This window comes from Rhodococcus sp. T2V, from assembly GCF_029269925.1.
Lineage (GTDB): Bacteria > Actinomycetota > Actinomycetes > Mycobacteriales > Mycobacteriaceae > Rhodococcus_F > Rhodococcus_F koreensis.
Genome location: NZ_JARJBD010000093.1, coordinates 20,903 through 39,609, shown reverse-complemented (window position 1 = coordinate 39,609; position 18,707 = coordinate 20,903). Strand labels below are relative to the sequence as shown.

Genomic DNA, 18,707 nt, shown 5'->3' with positions numbered 1-18,707 from the left:
TGCACCCGACAGGGTGTGGGAGAGTAGGACACCGCCGAACATCCGTTACCGAAAGGGGACCCAATATACTGGGTCCCCTTTCGTGGTTTGTGTGAAAGGAATGACTGTGTCGGAGAGTGACGACGGACGTCGGTCCTTCCGCGGAGGTGGTGCCTCCGGTGCTAACCGTGGTGGTGCCTCCGGTGCTAACCGTGGTGGTGCCTCCGGTGGTAACCGTGGTGCCGGCGGTTCCGGTCGTGGTGGCTCGTCCGGCGGTCCCCGTCGCGATTCGCGCGACAACCGTGGTGGTGCCGGCGGCGATCGTCGCGGTGGCGGACCCCGTCGTGGCGGTGAGGGCGGCTTCGCGCCTCGCGGACGTGAAGGTGACCGTCCGCAGCGGCAGCAGGCTCGTCCGGACGAACCGGATCTGCCCGAGAACGTCGAGGCCGGCGAACTCGATCCGAGTGTCCGCCGCGACCTGCTGAGTTTGGACAAGACGAACGCGAACACGGTTGCGCGCCACCTGGTGATGGCCGGAAAGCTCGTCGACGACGATCCGCGCCTCGCACTCGCACACGCCCGGGCCGCGCGTCAGCGCGCGGGCCGCATCGCCGTCGTCCGTGAGGCTGCGGGTATCACCGCGTACCACGCCGGCGAATGGGCGGAGGCGCTGTCGGAGTTGCGCGCTGCTCGTCGCATGGCCGGTGGTCCCGGACTGCTCGCGGTCATGGCGGACTGCGAACGTGGACTGGGCCGGCCGGAGCGTGCGATCGAACTCGGGCGAAGCGAGGAAGCTGCTGCGCTGTCCGGTGACGAGGCTGCCGAACTGCGCATGGTGGTCGCCGGAGCGCGCATGGACCTCGGTCAGTTCGATCAGGCCGTAGTCACGCTGCAGACTCCCGATCTCGACGCCGCGCGGACCGGCCCCGGTGCCGCCCGTCTGTTCTACGCGTACGCGGATGCCCTGGTCGCGGCCGGTCGCATCGAAGACGGACTCAAGTGGTTCCTCAACTCCGCTGCGGCGGATCTCGAGGGTGATACCGACGCGGAGGAGCGTGTGGCCGAGCTGACCGGAGACGATCAGTGACGATTCTGCGCGACGGGTACGACGCTCTGCTGCTCGACCTGGACGGCACGCTGTACCAGGGGCCGCAAGAAATCCCCGGTGCGCGTGAGGCTTTGGCGGCCGGGACGCAGTCCTGCTACTACGTGACCAACAATGCCAGTCGCAGTCCCGGCGACGTCGCGGAACACCTGACCGAACTCGGATTCGTTGCCGACGAGTCGACGGTGGTGACGAGTTCGCAGTCTGCGGCCAGGCTCCTCGCGGAGAACGTGGCACCGGGCTCGGCGGTGCTGGTCGTGGGCACGGAAGCGCTCGCCGACGAGGTCCGGAACGTCGGGCTGCGTCCGGTCCGGTCGTTCGCGGACGCACCCGCCGCTGTCGTCCAGGGACACTCGCCGACCACGGGCTGGGCGATCCTCGCCGAGGCGACGCTCGCGATCCGCGCGGGCGCCGTCTGGGTGGCGGCAAACCTGGACTCGACCCTCCCCACCGAGCGGGGTCTCGTCCTCGGCAACGGTTCGATGGTCGCGGCCCTGCGCGCGGCGACGTCCCGCGAACCGCTCGTGGCGGGCAAGCCGGCGGCACCGCTGATGGAAGATGCGATGCGCCGCAGCGGTTGTGTGCGGCCCCTGGTGGTCGGCGACAGGCTGGACACCGACATCGAAGGCGCCGGCACCGTCGGTCTCGACTCGCTGCTGGTCCTCACCGGAGTGAGCACTGCGATCGACGTCCTGCGCGCCGCCCCGGAGCAGCGTCCCACCTACCTGGCATCCGCATTGGACGCTCTCAACCGGCCGGCCGACGAGTCGCTGGTCGGTGAGGACAGCCGGTGGTCAGTCGAGTTCGACGGCACCGATCTGGTGATCGAACCGACCGCGGATTCGACCGAGCCGGTGGATTCGACTGCGTTGCTGCGGGCCGTGGCCGTCGGTGCGTGGAAATTCCCCGACTTCGTGCGGATCAGCTCGACGACGCCCGCGGTGAGCGCGGTCGTGTCCGGCTGGGGTGCCTGAAACCCGCCCGACCCGCGTTGTTCGTCACGCGATTCGCTGTATGCGTATCGGAACGCGATGGACTAGCGTTGTGCCCGATGAGCACGCCACTACCGCGCCCGGGAGCCCATCTACCTGGGCCTCCTCAGAGTGTCGACCCCGAGAAGATCCACACGGAGGTCGACGGATTGTTGTCGCGGCTCGGAGCCGTCGAACCTGACCCCGACGACGAGCACGGCGTCGGGGTCATTCCACGCAAAGCCCACCTTCTCGAGAAGGCGCACGACGTGCTGGTGGAGGCCCTGGCCACCGTGGACAAGATCTGACGTGGCCCGTCGAGCACGGGTGGATGCCGAACTCGTTCGGCGGGGGCTGGCCCGGTCCCGAGAACACGCGCAAGAACTCATCGCCTCCGGCCGAGTGCTGATCTCGGGTGCGGCAGCGACCAAACCGGCCACCGCCATCGAAGCGGGAACCCCGTTGCGGGTCGTCGAGGTCGACAACGAAGTGTCCTGGGCATCCCGTGGCGCACACAAACTCCTCGGTGCTCTCGAGGCGTTCGGCCCCCGCGGACTCGAAGTCGACGGCAAGCGTTGCCTCGACGCCGGCGCATCGACCGGCGGCTTCACCGACGTGCTGCTGCACCACGGCGCGCGGGAGGTCGTGGCGGTGGACGTCGGGTACGGACAGTTGGTGTGGCGGCTTCAGTCCGACGACCGCGTGCACGTCGTGGACCGCACCAACGTGCGATCCATCGATGCCGAGCAGATCGGCGGCCCGGTCGAACTGGTGGTCGCGGACCTGTCGTTCATCTCCCTGAAGCTGGTTCTCCCGGCGTTCGTCGCCTGCGTGGGCGAGGGCGCAGACCTGATTCCGATGGTGAAGCCGCAGTTCGAGGTTGGCAAGGATCACGTGGGCTCCGGTGGGGTGGTGCGTGACCCGGAGTTGCGGGTCGCCGCGGTACTGGATGTCGCGAAGACGGCGGCCTCGCTCGGACTGAGTACCGTCGGTGCGGTGGCCAGCCCGCTGCCGGGACCGTCGGGGAACGTCGAATACTTCCTGTGGCTCCGCGCGGATGTCACACCCGGGACGGATGATGTACCGGTCGAGTCGGTAGAAGAGTTGATCCGCACCGCGGTGCAGGAGGGACCACAGTGAGCGGGGGAAGCAGCGGCGCCCAGCAACGCGAGCGGGAGATCCTGCTCGTGGCGCACCCGGGTCGCGCCGAGATCACGGAGACGGCGCGGCGCGTCGGCAAGATCTTCGAGCGGGCCGGGATCGGACTGCGCGTCCTCGTCGACGAGGTCGACAGCACTCGCATCGAACCGATGGACGGCATGGCGGCCGACGAATTCCTGGTTCCCGGGCTCGAAGTCACCATCGTGCAGGCCGGCCCCGACGCCGCCCTCGGGTGCGAGATGGTGCTCGTCCTCGGCGGGGACGGGACATTCCTCCGGGCAGCGGAACTCGCCCAGGCCGCGTCCATTCCGGTCCTCGGCATCAACCTGGGCCGGATCGGGTTCCTCGCGGAAACGGAGGCCGAGCACCTCGACGAGGCGCTCGGCCAGGTGGTGCGCCGGGAATATCGCATCGAACACCGCATGACGCTGGACGTGCTCGTCCGGGTGGACGACGAGATCATCGAACGAGGCTGGGCGCTCAACGAGGCGAGCATCGAGAACCGGTCCCGGCTCGGTGTCCTCGAGGTAGTGCTCGAGGTGGACGGGCGGCCGGTGTCGGCGTTCGGCTGCGACGGTGTGCTCATCTCCACACCCACCGGGTCGACGGCATACGCGTTCTCCGCGGGCGGCCCGGTGGTGTGGCCGGAGCTCGAGGCGCTGTTGGTGGTCCCGAGCAACGCCCATGCCTTGTTCGCGCGCCCCCTCGTGACGAGCCCGGAATCGCTGATCGCGGTGGAGACGGTGGCGGGCAGCCACGACGGCCTGGTGTTCTGCGACGGTCGCCGGACCCTCGAATTGCCTGCGGGCGCCCGCGTCGAAGTGGTGCGTGGCAAGGAACCCGTTCGTTGGGTACGACTGGATTCGGCGCCGTTCGCGGACCGGATGGTGCGAAAGTTCGAGCTGCCCGTCACCGGGTGGCGAGGAAGGAAGCCCTAGACGTGCTGGCAGAGATCAGGATCGACAACCTCGGTGTGATCTCCGAGGCGTCGGCGCAATTCCACGAAGGTTTGACGGTACTCACCGGTGAGACCGGTGCGGGCAAGACGATGGTGGTGACGAGCCTGCACCTGCTCAGCGGTGCGCGAGCAGACGCGGGACGGGTTCGCCTCGGTGCGCCCCGCGCCGTCGTCGAGGGCCGATTCATGACGGACGAGGGCTCGGAGCACGTCGAACGCGCCGTGTCCCGGCTGCTCGAATCGACCGGTGCCGAGCGTGACGAGGATGGCACCATCATCGCGGTCCGCACCGTCGGCAGCGACGGCCGGTCCCGTGCCCACCTGGGTGGGCGCAGCGTTCCGGCGGGCGTGTTGTCCGAGTTCACCGATCCGCTGCTCACCGTGCACGGGCAGAACGATCAGCTGCGGCTGCTCCGCCCGGACCAGCAGTGCGCCGCACTCGACCGATTCGCGGACAAGGCGGTCGGTCCGCTGGTCACGCGGTACCGCAAGCACCGCGACGAGTGGATGACCGCGCGATCCGAACTCATCGAGCGGACCGGTCGTACCCGGGAACTCGCGCAGGAAGCCGACCAACTGACATTCGCCCTCAACGAGATCGATGGCGTCGCACCGGCCCCGGGCGAGGACGAGTCGATCGTCTCCGAGGTCCGCAGGCTCAGCGAACTCGACTCGCTGCGGTCGGCGGCGGAGGAAGCACACGCCGCGCTCGCAGGCGGCGACGACATGGACGGCGACGGCGTGGCCGCGCCCGCGCTGGACCTGCTGTCCGAGGCGCGGGCCCGGATCGAATCGGCCACCGACCCCGAACTCGACGGGCTCGGACCCCGCCTCGCCGAGGTGATCGCGGTGGTCACCGACGTCTCCGCCGACCTCACCACCTACCTCGCCGGGCTACCCGCGGACCCGGGGGCACTGGACTCCCTGCTGTCCCGGCAGGCCGAGCTGAAGAACCTCATCCGTAAGTACGCCGCGGACGTCGACGGCGTCCTGGAATGGGCCGACAAAGCCCGTGCGCGGCTCGAGAAGATCGACGTGTCCTCCGACGCGCTGGCCGCGCTGACGAAACAGGTGGAGGAGTCGGCGGCGTCGACCGCGGAGGCCGCGTCCAAACTGACCGCGGCCCGCGTCAAGGCGGCGACCAAACTCGCCAAGGCCGTCAGCTCCGAACTCGCCGGTCTGGCAATGGGCCGGGCGGCGCTCGGGGTGACGGTCCGGCCCCGGATCGCCGGACCCCAGGACACGGCCCCGCTCACCGTCGACGGCACCGAACTCCATGCGGGATCGTCCGGCGTCGACGAAGTGGAGTTCCGGCTGTCGGCGCACAGCGGCGCGCAGTCGCTGCCCATCAGCAAGAGCGCGTCGGGCGGTGAGCTCTCACGCGTGATGCTCGCCCTCGAGGTGGTGCTCGCCGGGTCCGACTCGGGCGCGACGATGGTGTTCGACGAGGTCGACGCCGGTGTCGGCGGACGGGCAGCGGTCGAGATCGGCAGGCGGCTGGCCCGGCTGGCCCGCACGCACCAGGTCATCGTCGTCACGCACCTGCCGCAGGTCGCGGCGTTCGCGGACACCCACCTGGTGGTCGACAAGGTCGACGACGAGGACGGCGTCGTCAGCAGTGGCGTGCACACACTGACCGACGACGAACGGGTCGTGGAACTGGCCCGGATGCTCGCCGGCCTCGACGACACCGAGACCGGTCGCGCCCACGCGGAGGAGCTGCTGGCGACCGCCAGCGCCGAGCGTTCCGCATGACCCGGCCCGGCGGGCCGTCCGTGGTAATGGTGTGACTGATGTGGTAAACGGTTCGGCGCGCCTCCACAGGTCGGTCCGGCTTCCGGTCCATCATCGAATCCATGAAGATGCCGGCACTGCTGTCACGTAACACCGAAACTTTGCCTGGGGTCAGCGGCATCGCCAGGGTGGATCGCAACACGGCCAAGTTGCTGCGCCGCGTCGGACCCGGTGACATCGTCGTTCTCGACGAGCTCGACCTCGACCGCGGAACCGCGGATGCCCTGGTGAAGGCGGGCGTCCTCGCAGTGATCAACGCGTCGCCCTCGATCTCGGGGCGGTATCCCAACCTCGGCCCGGAGGTGATCGTCGCCAACGGGATCCTCCTGGTGGATTCGGCGGGCGCCGAGGTCTTCAAGAGCATCAAGGACGGCAGCAAAGTCCGAGTGAACGGGGGAGGCGTCTACTCCGGGGAACGGCGCATCGCCAAGGGCGACGAACAGACCGAGGCGGAGATCTCCGACCGGATGATCGAGGCGAAGACCGGTCTCGTCGACCACCTCGAGGCGTTCTCCGGCAACACCATCGAGTTCATCCGTACCGAGAGCCCGTTGCTGATCGACGGGGTCGGAGTCCCCGACGTCGACGTCGACATGAAGGAACGGCACGTCGTCATCGTGTCCGACGGCCCGGACCACGCGTCCGACCTGAAGAACCTCAAGCCGTTCATCAAGGAGTACTCGCCGATCCTCATCGGTGTCGGGGCAGGCGCCGACGTCCTGAAGTCGGCGGGCTATCGCCCCGACCTCATCGTCGGCGACCCCGAGGACATCACCAGCGCGACGTTGAAGTCGGGCGCCGAGGTGGTTCTGCCAGCCGACCAGGACGGTCACGCACCCGGTCTGTCGCGGATCCAGGACCTCGGCATCGGAGCGATGACGTTCCCCGCGTCCGGATCCCCGTCCGACCTGGCACTCCTGCTGGCCGACCACCACGGCGCGTCGCTGATCGTCACGGTCGGGAGCACCGTCTCCCTCGACGAGTTCTTCGACCGCGGCCGCCGCGACAGCAACCCGTCGGCGTTCATGACCCGCCTGAAGGTCGGGCCGAAACTGGTGGACGCGAAGGCCGTGGCGACCCTGTACCGCAGCCGGGTGTCGGGCGGCGCGATCGCGCTGCTCGTCCTCGCCGCTCTCGTGGCGGTGATCGTGGCTCTGGTCGTGTCCAACGTGGGTGGTGAGGCACTCGATTGGGCTGTTGCGACGTGGAACAGCTTCGCGTTGTGGGTGCAGGGGTTCTTCAAGTGATTTCTCTGCGTCAACATGCCATTTCCATAGCGGCGATCTTTCTGGCTCTGGCAATCGGCGTGGTGATGGGCTCCGGCCTGTTGTCGAGTGGTCTCGTGTCGGGGCTGCGCGACGACAAGGCTGACCTGCAGACCGACATGGAGAACGCGACAGAACGCAACAACCAACTGACCGAGCAGTTGAACTCGGCCGACGGATTCGATTCCGCGGTGGGCGGCCGCGTGGTCGCCGACTCGCTCGCGCAGCGCACCGTGATGGTCGTGACGACCCCCGATGCCGACCCCGCCGACCTCGACGGGGTCAACCGGATGATCGCGCAAGCAGGCGGTTCGGTGACCGGGCGGGTGTCGTTGACCGATTCGTTCGTCGACGCCACGGGCGGCGACCGGTTGCGGACGGTCGTCAACAATGTGATCCCCGCGGGCGTCACGTTGAAGACCGGGGCCGTCGACCAGGGCAGCCTCGCAGGCGACCTGCTGGGTTCGGTCCTCATGCTCGGCAAGGAGACGGGTCAGCCGCAGAGTTCCGCCCAGGAGATGGCGCTGGCCCTCGAGACCCTGCGCGGCGCCGGATTCGTCAGCTACGACGACGGGGCCGTCCAGCCTGCGCAGGTCGCGGTGGTGCTGACCGGAGATCGGGACGTGGAGGACGGCGTCAGCGGCAACCGCGGTGCGGTCGTGGCCCGGTTCGCGGGCGCGCTGGACTCGCGCGGTGCCGGGGCGGTGCTCGCTGGACGTCCGGCCTCCGCCCAGGGCAACGGCGCGGTCGCCGTGGCACGCGCCGACGCCGCCCTCTCGGCGGCGCTCACGACGATCGACAACATCGACCGGGAAGCGGGCAAGATCACCGTTCCGCTGGCGCTGCAGGAGCAACTGAACGGCGGCGCAGGCCGGTACGGCACGGGACCCGGCACCACCGGAGTCACCGTGGGGGCCACCCCGGCGTAGCGCGCGTCACATCGGGGCGGGCAATCGCGGCGCGTTGTTTCCGGGACGTCCGCCGAGGTGTTACCGTGAAGTCCCGTGGGTCGGCAGGCCCCAGCATTGCTCGAACAGACCAAGCCCTGCACAGTCGTCACGGGAGCCCCTTTGCCACAGTCACGCACTCATTCGCGTACCGCCACCAAGCACATCTTCGTGAGCGGCGGCGTCGCCTCCTCACTCGGCAAGGGCCTCACAGCCTCGAGCCTCGGGCAATTGCTGACCGCGCGGGGAATGCGCGTGACCATGCAGAAACTGGATCCGTACCTCAACGTCGATCCGGGCACGATGAACCCCTTCCAGCACGGTGAGGTCTTCGTCACCGAGGACGGCGCCGAGACCGACCTCGACGTCGGGCACTACGAGCGCTTCCTCGACCGCGACCTGTCCGGTCAGGCGAATGTGACCACCGGCCAGGTGTATTCGACGGTCATCGCCAAGGAGCGGCGCGGCGAATACCTCGGCGACACCGTTCAGGTCATTCCGCACATCACGGACGAGATCAAGAGCCGGATCCTCGCGATGAGCGGGCCGGATCTGCAGGGACACCGCCCCGACGTCGTCATCACGGAGATCGGCGGCACCGTCGGCGACATCGAGTCGCAGCCGTTCCTCGAGGCGGCCCGTCAGGTGCGCCACGACGTCGGCCGGGACAACGTCTTCTTCCTCCACGTCTCCCTGGTCCCGTACCTGGCGCCGTCGGGTGAGCTCAAGACGAAGCCCACCCAGCACTCGGTCGCCGCGCTGCGGAACATCGGCATCCAGCCCGACGCGCTGATCCTGCGCTGCGACCGCGAGGTCCCCCCGGCGCTGAAGAACAAGATCGCGCTCATGTGCGACGTCGACGTCGACGGCTGCATCTCGACCCCCGACGCGCCGTCGATCTACGACATCCCGAAGGTGCTGCACAGCGAGGGCCTCGACGCGTACGTCGTCCGTCAGCTGGGACTGCCGTTCCGCGACGTGGACTGGACCGTGTGGGGAAACCTGCTCGAGCGCGTCCACCAGCCGCGCGAGACCGTGCGGATCGCCCTGGTCGGAAAATACGTCGACCTGCCGGACGCGTACCTGTCCGTCACCGAGGCGTTGCGTGCAGGCGGGTTCGCGAACCGCTCGAAGGTGGAGATCTCGTGGGTGCCGTCCGACGCATGTGAGACCGAGGCGGGCGCGCAGGCCGCGCTCGGCGACGTCGACGGCGTGCTGATCCCCGGTGGCTTCGGCATCCGCGGCATCGAGGGCAAGCTCGGCGCGATCCGGTACGCCCGCCACCGGAAGATCCCCCTGCTCGGACTGTGCCTGGGTCTGCAGTGCGTCGTGATCGAGGCCGCGCGCAGTGTGGGTCTGGACGACGCCAACTCCGCCGAGTTCGAACCCGAGACCACGCACCCCGTGATCTCCACGATGGCCGATCAGGAAGACGTCATCGCCGGCGAGGCCGACCTCGGTGGCACGATGCGCCTCGGCGCGTACCCCGCAGTCCTGGCGAAGGGGTCCGTCGTGGCGCGGGCGTACGGCAGCGAAGAGGTGTCGGAACGTCACCGTCACCGCTACGAGGTCAACAACGCGTACCGGGACCGGATCGCCAAGAGCGGACTCCGGTTCAGCGGCACCTCTCCCGACGGTCACCTCGTCGAGTTCGTCGAGTACCCGGCCGACCAGCACCCGTTCTTCGTCGCCACGCAGGCCCACCCCGAGCTGAAGAGCCGTCCGACGCGCCCGCATCCTCTGTTCGCGGCGTTCGTCGACGCGGCGCTGAGGCACAAGCTCGAGGAGCGCCTCCCCGTCGACGTGCACGGCGAGGAGCGTGCGGCGGCCGCCGACGACGAGATCGCCGATTCCGCCGACCGCGACGAGGTCGCGTCGGTCGACAGCGCGGGATAGGGCGAGACGGACCATGCCCGACATCGGCCGGCACGAATTCGAGACCCTCGACTCGCGCGCCGTCTACAGCGGCGCGATCCTCGCGCTGAGGGTGGATCACGTCGCAATGCCGGATGGCCGGACCGCCGAACGCGAGGTGGTCGAGCACCACGGCGCCGTCGCAGTCGTGGTGCTCGACGAGGAAGACCGGGTCGTCCTGATCCACCAGTACCGGCACCCGGTGGGGCGCCGGTTGTGGGAGATCCCGGCGGGTCTGCTGGACGAGCCGGGGGAGGACCCCGTCGACGCCGCCCGACGCGAACTGGCGGAAGAGACTGGCCTCGCGGCCCGGCGGTGGTCCGTCCTCGTGGATGTCGTTCTCTCACCGGGGTTCACGGACGAGTCGGTGCGCGTGTTCCTCGCCGAGGACCTGTACGAGGTGGACCGGCCCGACCCGGAGGACGAGGAAGCCGACCTCGAGATCGAACGGATTCCGTTCGACGAGGTCGTGACGATGGTGCTGAACGGGACCATCGTCAACGCCACGGCCGCATCCGGCGTCATGGCCCTCGCCGCCGCCCGGTCCCGGCCGGGCGGTCTCGGCGAACTCCGCGACGTGAGCGCCCCCTGGGTCGATCGCCCCGAACGGTTCATCGAGCGGAAGCGCGCACGTGCCGCTGGGGACGAAGCCACGCGGACCTGACGTGGTGATCGCGCTGGTGACAGTGGGTGCGCTGCGCGAGGTGTGGGCGGGAGCGAACCCCGGGGCGCGGTAGCGGAAAGCGTGTCGAGGGGAAAATTCACGGTACGAGGCGGTAGCGTTCGTATAACGATGTGGGATCGACAGCGATCATCGAGAGAACAGGGGATCATCGGACCGTGGTGACACCGCAGCCGCCAGCGGCGGAGTCAGAGCACTCGCAACCGGAGGGCGACATGTTCGACGTGCGGCAAACCGAAACCGCAGACTTGTTCGACGACGCTGCCGTGGTCGTGGAGGAGGAACTCGGCCCCACGGGCCGGCCGACGCGTGAGGTGCCGGAACCCGCCCCGTTGCCCTCGCACGGCCCGGCCAAGATCGTCGCGATGTGCAACCAGAAGGGCGGCGTCGGCAAGACGACGTCGACGATCAACCTGGGGGCGTCGCTGGCCGAATACGGCCGGCGGGTCCTGCTCGTCGACCTCGATCCCCAGGGGGCGCTGTCCGCGGGCCTCGGAGTCGCGCACAACGACCTCGAACTGACCGTCCACAATCTGCTCGTCGAACCGCGCGTCTCCATCGACGACGTCCTGATGCGGACGCGCGTCGAGGGCCTCGACCTTCTGCCGAGCAACATCGACCTGTCGGCGGCGGAGATCCAGCTCGTCACCGAGGTGGGCCGTGAGCAGACGCTCGGACGGGTGCTGCATCCCGTGCTCGACCGCTACGACTACGTCCTCATCGACTGCCAGCCGTCCCTCGGACTGCTCACGGTCAACGCGCTGGCCTGCGCGGACTCGGTGATCATCCCGATGGAATGCGAGTACTTCAGCCTGCGCGGCCTGGCGCTGCTCAACGACACGGTCGAGAAGGTCCACGACAGACTCAACCCGCGTCTCGAACTCGCCGGCATCGTCGTGACGATGTTCGACTCGCGTACCCTGCACGCGCGCGAGGTGATGGCCCGCGTGGTGGAGGTGTTCGGGGACCTGGTCTACGACACCGTGATCAACCGGACCGTGCGATTCCCCGAGACCTCCGTCGCCGGGGAACCGATCACCACCTGGGCGCCCAAGTCGACCGGCGCCGAGGCGTACCGTGCGCTGGCACGCGAGGTCATTCACCGGTCCGGCCGGTAAGTGGTGAATACGCAAGACATTCCGGCACCACCGCAGACCGAGGGTTCGAACGGCGAGGACCCGCAGGCGCCCGCCGTCAAGCCCGGCTTCCGGGTGACGTTGCGCAATTTCGAGGGACCGTTCGATCTGCTTCTCACCCTGATCAACCAGCGGCAGCTGGACGTCACGGAAGTCGCGCTGCACCAGGTGACGGACGACTTCATCGCCTACACCCGCACGCTCGGCGCGGAGATGGGACTCGACCAGACGACGGAATTCCTGGTCGTCGCCGCGACGCTGCTCGATCTGAAGGCGGCGCGTTTGCTCCCGGCGGGGCAGGTGGAGGACGCCGAGGACCTCGCGCTTCTCGAGGCGCGCGACCTGCTGTTCGCCCGGCTGCTGCAGTACCGCGCGTACAAGCAGGTGGCGCAACTGTTCGGTGAGCTCGAGGCGGCCGCGCTGCGCCGATACCCGCGATCGTCGGCACTGGAGGACCAGTTCACCCAGTTGCTGCCGGAAGTGTTGCTCGGCGTCGACCCGCAGCGGTTCGCGGAGATCGCCGCGACCGTGTTCACACCCCGCCCGAAGCCCACCGTGGGACTCGACCACCTGCACGACATGCACGCGGTGTCGGTCCCCGAACAGGCGGCGCGGATGCTGGAACTGCTCCGCGAGCGAGGCGCCGGGGAGTGGGCGACCTTCGGCGACCTCGTCTCGGAGTGCGAGGTCACCGCCCTGATCGTGGCAAGATTTCTCGCGCTGCTCGAGCTGTACCGCGAGCAGTCGGTGTTGTTCGAACAGCCCGAGCCACTCGGGGAATTGCTGGTGAGCTGGATCGGGGAAGGCACAGACGCCCCGGTGACCGAGGAGGATTACGGATGAGTTCGGCCCCGTTCGACGAGCCGGACGACGAGGGCGCCGTCGACGCGGAACCCGAGCTGTCGGACGCAGAACCCGAGCTGTCGGACACCGAACTCGCTGCGGTTCTCGAGTCCTTGCTGCTGATCGTCGACTCTCCGGCCGGTGCGGAGCAGCTCGCGTCCGCGACCGGTGCTTCTGTGAATCGCATCACGGAGACGCTGAACCGCATGTCAGCCGAGCTCACCGCCCGGGGAAGCGGGATGGACCTCCGATATGCCGGTGACGGTTGGCGTCTCTACACCCGCACCGCGTACGCGCCCTATGTGGAACGGCTCCTGCTCGACGGAGCCCGCTCCAAACTGACGAGGGCGGCGTTGGAAACTCTGGCCGTGGTGGCATACCGTCAACCGTTGACCCGCGCACGGATCAGTGCGGTGCGCGGCGTCAACGTGGATGGTGTGGTGCGCACACTTCTCGCTCGCGGGTTGATCGCCGAAGCCGGCGTCGATCCCGATACCAACGCCACGCAGTACTCGACGACGGAACTCTTCCTGGAACGGCTCGGCTTGGCGTCTCTGGCCGATCTTCCCGCGTTGGCTCCGTTGTTGCCGGATGTGGATCTGATAGATGACATCAGTGACAGTCTGGAATCTGACCCACGATTTGCGAGAATGAATAAAGCTACGGCTTCCACAGAAGAGTTGGACACCGGGCTGGACACCGAAGACTGACAGGGATAGTACAAAAGTGAAGAAACCCGCTCGCCGAGATGGCACACCGGATCGCAACAACAAGAAGCAGCGCCCCACCAGGTCGGAGGCCGGAGGGCGCACCAGGTCGGAGGCCGGAGGGCGTCCGGACAGGGCCGAGGCCGGTCATCGATCAGGCCGGCCCGACGCCGCGAAGGGCAAACCCGGCAGGCCCGACCCTGCCGCGAAGAACAAGCGTGGCAAGCCCAAGTCGGCCAAGCCGCAGCGCGCGCAGGCCCAGGCCCCCAAGATCAGCAACGCCAAGCCGGCCCGGCACCAGTACTCCGACGCCGATCGGCCCGCCGGCCCGCCGCAGGGCGACGGCATGCGCCTGCAGAAGGTTCTCGCTCAGGCCGGCGTCGCGTCGCGTCGTGCGGCCGAGGAACTGATCTCGCAGGGTCGTGTCGAGGTCGACGGCCGCATCGTCATCGAACAGGGGCTGCGCATCGACCCCGAGAACGCGGTGGTGCGCGTGGACGGTGTCCGCGTCGTCGTTCAGAAGGACCTGGTCCACCTCGCCCTCAACAAGCCCCGCGGCTGGCAGTCGACCATGTCGGACGACCTGGGCCGCCCGTGCGTCGGCGACATCGTCTCCGAGCGGGTCGCCGCCGGTCAGCGGTTGTTCCACGTCGGTCGGCTCGATGCCGACACCGAGGGACTGCTGCTGCTCACCAACGACGGTGACCTGGCGCATCGGCTGATGCACCCGTCGTTCGAGGTGTCGAAGACGTACCTGGCGACCGTGTCGGGTGCTCTCGAGCGCGGCGTCGGTAAGAAGCTGAAGGAGGGTGTCGAGCTCGAGGACGGACCGGCGAAGGTCGACACGTTCACGCTCCTCGACATCAACGAGGGCAAGTCGCTCGTCCGGGTCACGCTGCACGAAGGCCGTAAGCACATCGTGCGTCGCCTGTTCGACGCCGTGGGTCACCCCGTCATCAGGCTCGTCCGGACGGACATCGGCGCGGTCGCGCTCGGCGACCAGCGGCCCGGCACATTGCGCGTCCTGGGGCGCGGCGAGGTCGGCGGTCTCTACGGGGCGGTGGGCCTGTGAGCGCCTCGTCGCTGGTCGTCGCGATGGACGGCCCGTCCGGAACCGGGAAGTCGAGCGTCTCGCGGATGCTGGCGCAGCGACTCGACGCCCGCTACCTCGACACCGGAGCCATGTACCGCATCGCGACGCTGCATGTGCTGCGCAAGGGCGTGGACCTCACCGATCCCGCCGCGATCGCCGACGCGACCGTCGGACTGCCGTGGTCGATCGGAACCGACCCGGCGGGCGAGCAGGTCCTGCTCGACGGCGAGGACGTGGGGGAGGAGATCCGCGGCGACGCGGTGACCAAGGCCGTTTCGGCTGTCTCCGCCGTTCCCGCGGTGCGCGAACTGCTCGTCGCGGCGCAGCGTCGTCTCACGGGCGAGACCGAACGGATCGTCGTCGAGGGCCGGGACATCGGCACCGTCGTGCTTCCCGATGCCGACGTGAAGATTTACCTGACCGCCTCGGCGGAAGCCCGGGCCCAGCGCAGGAATGCGCAGAATCTCGCGGAAGGACGAGGCGACGACTACGCGGCCGTGCTGGCTGATGTGCAGCGCCGTGACCACCTCGACTCCACGCGCGCCGTGTCGCCGCTGCGGCCGGCCGACGATTCCGTGCTGGTCGACACCAGCGAACTCGGAATCGACGACGTGATCGGCAGGTTGCTGCTGGTGGTAAGCGAAAGAAGTGGAGCAGGGCAGTGACCGAACAATTCACCACCGAGTTCGCAGGCGACGGAACCTGGAGTGAGGAATCCGACTGGGAGGTCCTCGACCTCGAAGACGGCGGCGACGGGGAGGCCCACGTCCCGGTTCCGACCCTCGCCGTGGTCGGACGCCCGAACGTCGGCAAGTCGACGCTCGTCAACCGGATCATCGGCCGCCGCGAGGCCGTCGTCGAGGACATTCCCGGTGTGACCCGGGACCGTGTCTCGTACGAGGCGAACTGGAGCGGACGCCGGTTCATGGTGCAGGACACCGGCGGCTGGGAACCCGACGCCAAGGGCCTGCAGCAGTCGGTGGCCCGGCAGGCGGAGCTGGCGATGCAGACCGCGGACGCGATCCTGCTCGTGGTCGATGCCGTCGTCGGTGCCACCGCGACCGACGAGGCCGTGGCCAAGGTGCTGCGCCGGTCCAAGACACCGGTTCTGCTGGTCGCCAACAAGGTCGACGACGGCCGCACCGAATCCGAGGTGGCCGCACTGTGGTCGCTGGGGCTCGGGCAGCCGCATTCGGTGAGTGCGACGCACGGTCGCGGCACCGGCGATCTCCTCGACGAGGTGCTCGCCGCCCTGCCGGAGACCCCGCGCGAGGGCATCCCCGGCGGCGGACCGCGACGTGTGGCCCTGGTCGGGAAGCCGAACGTCGGGAAGTCGAGCCTGCTGAACAAGCTGTCGGGCGACGAGCGTTCGGTGGTCCACAACGTCGCGGGCACCACCGTCGACCCGGTCGACTCGATCGTGGAACTCGGCGGCAGGCCGTGGCGTTTCGTCGACACCGCCGGTCTGCGCAAGCGGGTCAGCCACGCCAGCGGCGCCGAGTTCTACGCGTCGCTGCGGACGAAGAGCGCGATCGAGGCCGCGGAGGTCGCGATTCTGCTGATCGATGCCTCCGAGCCGATCTCCGAGCAGGACCTGCGCGTGCTGAGCATGGTGGCCGACGCCGGCCGGGCTCTCGTCATTGCATTCAACAAGTGGGATCTCGTCGACGAGGACCGGCGACTTCAGCTCGACCGCGAAGTCGATCGGGACCTGGTGCGGGTGCCGTGGGCGCAGCGCGTCAACATCTCGGCGCAGACGGGACGCGCGGTACAGAAGTTGGTGCCCGCCCTCGACACCGCGCTGGAATCGTGGGACAAGCGCATTCCGACCGGCAGGCTCAACACGTGGCTCAAGGAAGTCGTCGCCGCGACGCCGCCGCCGATGCGCGGTGGCCGGCTGCCTCGCGTGATGTTCGCCACGCAGGCCGGGACGCGTCCGCCGACGTTCGTGCTGTTCACGACCGGGTTCCTCGAGGCCGGCTACCGCCGGTTCCTGGAGCGGCGCCTGCGCGAGGAGTTCAATTTCGACGGCAGCCCCGTCCGCATCTCGGTGCGGGTGCGGGAAAAGCGTGAACGGCGGAGTCGTTGATCCGACAGAATACGCTCTGACCAGGCGATTAGCGTTACGGACTGCCACTGATGTAATCTCATCGAGCACCTGAACGAGGGTGTGGACGGGCTGTGGCGCAGCTTGGTAGCGCACTTGACTGGGGGTCAAGTGGTCGCAGGTTCAAATCCTGTCAGCCCGACCAGATGATCAGCGAAGGCGGTTTCCCGGAAACGGGGAGCCGCCTTTTCTGTGTCTCGGGCGCGAAACTCACGCGGTGACGATGACGGGGTCGCCGATCTTGGCGTTGTCGTAGAACCATCGCGCGTTCTCGGTGCTGAGATTGATGCAGCCGTGGCTGACGTTCTCGAAGCCCTGCGAACCCACCGACCACGGTGCAGCGTGCACGAAGATCCCGCCCCACGTGATGCGGGTGGCGTATTCGACGTAGAGGCGGTAGCCCTCCTCGTCGTCGATCGGGACACCGTAGGTCGACGAGTCCATGATCATGTCGCGGAACTGCTCGATGACGGGGAACGTCCCGAGTGGTGTCTCGTATCCGGGTTTGCCCATCGACGCAGGCATGGTCTGCACGATCTGGTCGTTGATGCTGACCGTGAACTGGTGCGTCGTCGTGTTCGCGACGGCGACGAGTGCGTCACCGACCTGGAACTGCGACCTCGCGCCCGCCGCTTCGACGGTCACCCCGGTGTGCGCAGGCCAGAAGCGGTCCGGGCTCCATTGCAGGGTGCGGTCGTCGATCCAGGAGAACTGCCCGGGCACCGGTGTCGACGGGGTGATCCGGACACCACGCTCGGCGAGTGCGCGATCGGGGACCGGAGACGTGAACCGGACGACGACGGGATGGGCGATGCCGACGACCTGACCGCTCGCGGGGGAGAGTGCCGGCGCGAGGATCTTTCCGGTGACGGCCGGGGGCGCCGCCGACGCGGCGGCGCTCATTCCGCACACGGCGAGTGCCGCGAGTACCGAGACGAGGAACAGACGTCCGACCTGCTGAGCTTTCCACATGCCGTCCAGCCCTTCAGAGACTGTGAGCGTCATTTCAGTTAACCACGGCGATATCCGACAGCGGAACCGGGGAAACTGGATGCATTACGCGCATCAGAGGGCCACGGGCGACGCGTCGTCGTCACATCGGCCGCGTTTCGCCGGTCATATAGGTGACAGACGGCGACGGAGGGATGTGACCGATGAACGAGAACGACGTGCTGGCGCAGCAGTTCGAGACGCATCGCCGGCACCTGCGGGCGGTGGCCTACCGGATGCTCGGCTCGCTCACCGAGGCCGAGGACGCGGTGCAGGAATCCTGGCTGCGGCTGAGCCGCACGGACACCGATTCGGTGGAGAACCTGGGCGGCTGGCTGACGACGGTGGTGGCCCGCGTGTGCCTGAACATGCTGCAGTCACGCAGGTCGAGGCGGGAAGAGCCCCTGGACGGGCAGGTGCCCGACCCGGTTGTGACGCTGACGGACGGAAGCTCCCCGGAGCAGGAGGCGGTGCTCGCCGATTCGGTCGGTCTCGCGCTGCTCGTGGTCCTGGGCACGCTCGCTCCTGCGGAGCGGCTGGCGTTCGTGCTGCACGACATGTTCGCCGTGCCGTTCGAGGACATCGCCCCGATCGTCGAGCGATCCCCGGCGGCCGCCCGGCAACTGGCCAGCCGCGCACGCCGCCGACTGCAGGGCGCGCCCGTTCCCGACACCGATCCCGTCCGGCAGCGCGCAGTGGTCGACGCGTTCCTGGCGGCAGCGAGGGGCGGCGACTTCGACGCCCTCGTGGCGGTACTGGATCCGGAGGTCGTGCTCCGGGCCGACACGGGTGCGTTTCCTGCGGGCGCGTCCACGATGGTGCGCGGCGCGGAGACCGTCGCGGGCCGGGTCCTCGGGTTCGCGCGGCTGGCCCGGTTCGCGCACCCGGCGCTCGTCAACGGTGCCGCCGGTGTGGTCGCGATCTCCGATGGGCAGCTGCTGTCGGTCCTGGGCGTCACGATCCGGCAGGGCGTGATCGTGGAGATCGACATCCTCGCCGACCGCGAGCGCCTCGCCGGGCTCGTCGTCGAGAATCTCGACTGACGAGCCCGGCCG

The 18,707-nt window shown here is 68.6% G+C and carries 18 protein-coding genes and 1 tRNA gene; 18 read left to right on the top strand and 1 reads right to left on the bottom strand.

Annotated elements, in window-relative coordinates:
* Nucleotides 1-100 precede the first annotated feature (100 nt).
* From P3H15_RS43475 to P3H15_RS43395, 17 genes are all read left to right on the top strand, one after another.
* Nucleotides 101-1,066, top strand: a complete 966-nt coding sequence (locus P3H15_RS43475; RefSeq protein WP_276142958.1) for a M48 family metallopeptidase — start codon at nucleotides 101-103, stop codon at nucleotides 1,064-1,066.
* Complete coding sequence (locus tag P3H15_RS43470; protein WP_276142957.1) at nucleotides 1,063-2,058, top strand: HAD-IIA family hydrolase; 996 nt, start codon at nucleotides 1,063-1,065, stop codon at nucleotides 2,056-2,058. Before P3H15_RS43475 ends, P3H15_RS43470 begins: the two co-directional genes overlap by 4 nt.
* 77 nt (nucleotides 2,059-2,135) lie before the next feature.
* Nucleotides 2,136-2,363, top strand: a complete 228-nt coding sequence (locus tag P3H15_RS43465; protein WP_276142956.1) for a hypothetical protein — start codon at nucleotides 2,136-2,138, stop codon at nucleotides 2,361-2,363.
* A 1-nt stretch (nucleotide 2,364) separates the two neighbouring features.
* Nucleotides 2,365-3,195: a TlyA family RNA methyltransferase gene (locus tag P3H15_RS43460; RefSeq protein ID WP_276142955.1), complete on the top strand. Its 831-nt coding sequence runs from the start codon at nucleotides 2,365-2,367 to the stop codon at nucleotides 3,193-3,195.
* Nucleotides 3,192-4,154 carry an NAD kinase gene (locus P3H15_RS43455; RefSeq protein ID WP_072941897.1) on the top strand — a complete coding sequence of 321 codons (963 nt, stop codon included), beginning with the start codon at nucleotides 3,192-3,194 and terminating at the stop codon, nucleotides 4,152-4,154. Before P3H15_RS43460 ends, P3H15_RS43455 begins: the two co-directional genes overlap by 4 nt.
* Nucleotides 4,155-4,156: 2 nt before the next feature.
* Nucleotides 4,157-5,929, top strand: coding sequence for a DNA repair protein RecN (gene recN, locus P3H15_RS43450; protein WP_276142954.1), 1,773 nt, complete (start codon nucleotides 4,157-4,159; stop codon nucleotides 5,927-5,929).
* 101 nt (nucleotides 5,930-6,030) lie between these two features.
* Nucleotides 6,031-7,215, top strand: coding sequence for a putative cytokinetic ring protein SteA (gene steA / locus P3H15_RS43445; protein ID WP_095863647.1), 1,185 nt, complete (start codon nucleotides 6,031-6,033; stop codon nucleotides 7,213-7,215).
* Complete coding sequence (locus P3H15_RS43440) at nucleotides 7,212-8,162, top strand: copper transporter (protein WP_095863648.1); 951 nt, start codon at nucleotides 7,212-7,214, stop codon at nucleotides 8,160-8,162. Before steA ends, P3H15_RS43440 begins: the two co-directional genes overlap by 4 nt.
* 141 nt (nucleotides 8,163-8,303) lie before the next feature.
* Nucleotides 8,304-10,076: a CTP synthase gene (locus tag P3H15_RS43435; protein WP_276142953.1), complete on the top strand. Its 1,773-nt coding sequence runs from the start codon at nucleotides 8,304-8,306 to the stop codon at nucleotides 10,074-10,076.
* Between the two features lie 13 nt (nucleotides 10,077-10,089).
* Nucleotides 10,090-10,758: an NUDIX hydrolase gene (locus tag P3H15_RS43430; RefSeq protein WP_276142952.1), complete on the top strand. Its 669-nt coding sequence runs from the start codon at nucleotides 10,090-10,092 to the stop codon at nucleotides 10,756-10,758.
* A gap of 131 nt (nucleotides 10,759-10,889) precedes the next feature.
* Nucleotides 10,890-11,894 carry a ParA family protein gene (locus P3H15_RS43425; RefSeq protein WP_276142951.1) on the top strand — a complete coding sequence of 335 codons (1,005 nt, stop codon included), beginning with the start codon at nucleotides 10,890-10,892 and terminating at the stop codon, nucleotides 11,892-11,894.
* The gene (locus P3H15_RS43420) at nucleotides 11,895-12,755 is read left to right on the top strand and encodes a ScpA family protein (RefSeq protein WP_276142950.1); all 861 of its coding nucleotides are present in this window, start codon (nucleotides 11,895-11,897) and stop codon (nucleotides 12,753-12,755) included. It abuts the gene before it with no gap.
* A complete protein-coding gene (gene scpB, locus P3H15_RS43415; RefSeq protein ID WP_276142949.1) occupies nucleotides 12,752-13,465 on the top strand; it encodes an SMC-Scp complex subunit ScpB in 714 nt (237 codons plus the stop codon). Before P3H15_RS43420 ends, scpB begins: the two co-directional genes overlap by 4 nt.
* A gap of 16 nt (nucleotides 13,466-13,481) precedes the next feature.
* Nucleotides 13,482-14,534 carry a pseudouridine synthase gene (locus P3H15_RS43410; RefSeq protein WP_276142948.1) on the top strand — a complete coding sequence of 351 codons (1,053 nt, stop codon included), beginning with the start codon at nucleotides 13,482-13,484 and terminating at the stop codon, nucleotides 14,532-14,534.
* The gene (cmk, locus tag P3H15_RS43405; protein WP_095863652.1) at nucleotides 14,531-15,220 is read left to right on the top strand and encodes a (d)CMP kinase; all 690 of its coding nucleotides are present in this window, start codon (nucleotides 14,531-14,533) and stop codon (nucleotides 15,218-15,220) included. Before P3H15_RS43410 ends, cmk begins: the two co-directional genes overlap by 4 nt.
* Nucleotides 15,217-16,644, top strand: a complete 1,428-nt coding sequence (gene der / locus P3H15_RS43400; RefSeq protein ID WP_012687907.1) for a ribosome biogenesis GTPase Der — start codon at nucleotides 15,217-15,219, stop codon at nucleotides 16,642-16,644. The genes cmk and der overlap by 4 nt, the downstream gene beginning before the upstream one ends.
* 86 nt (nucleotides 16,645-16,730) lie before the next feature.
* A tRNA-Pro gene (locus tag P3H15_RS43395) sits at nucleotides 16,731-16,807 on the top strand.
* A gap of 65 nt (nucleotides 16,808-16,872) precedes the next feature.
* Here P3H15_RS43395 and P3H15_RS43390 read toward each other — a convergent pair.
* Nucleotides 16,873-17,634 (bottom strand): L,D-transpeptidase, encoded by a 762-nt coding sequence (locus tag P3H15_RS43390; RefSeq protein WP_276142959.1) that lies wholly within the window; start codon nucleotides 17,632-17,634, stop codon nucleotides 16,873-16,875.
* Nucleotides 17,635-17,816: 182 nt separating this feature from the next.
* Between P3H15_RS43390 and P3H15_RS43385 the strand changes: the two genes are divergently transcribed.
* Complete coding sequence (locus P3H15_RS43385; RefSeq protein ID WP_276142947.1) at nucleotides 17,817-18,695, top strand: sigma-70 family RNA polymerase sigma factor; 879 nt, start codon at nucleotides 17,817-17,819, stop codon at nucleotides 18,693-18,695.
* Nucleotides 18,696-18,707 lie beyond the last annotated feature (12 nt).

Coding starts and splice junctions, on each gene's coding strand:
- P3H15_RS43475 (WP_276142958.1), top strand. CDS start 101: ATGACTGTGTCGGAGAGTGACGACGGACGTCGGTCCTTCCGCGGAGGT.
- P3H15_RS43465 (WP_276142956.1), top strand. CDS start 2,136: ATGAGCACGCCACTACCGCGCCCGGGAGCCCATCTACCTGGGCCTCCT.
- steA (WP_095863647.1), top strand. CDS start 6,031: ATGAAGATGCCGGCACTGCTGTCACGTAACACCGAAACTTTGCCTGGG.
- P3H15_RS43430 (WP_276142952.1), top strand. CDS start 10,090: ATGCCCGACATCGGCCGGCACGAATTCGAGACCCTCGACTCGCGCGCC.
- scpB (WP_276142949.1), top strand. CDS start 12,752: ATGAGTTCGGCCCCGTTCGACGAGCCGGACGACGAGGGCGCCGTCGAC.
- P3H15_RS43390 (WP_276142959.1), bottom strand. CDS start 17,634: ATGTGGAAAGCTCAGCAGGTCGGACGTCTGTTCCTCGTCTCGGTACTC.
- P3H15_RS43385 (WP_276142947.1), top strand. CDS start 17,817: ATGAACGAGAACGACGTGCTGGCGCAGCAGTTCGAGACGCATCGCCGG.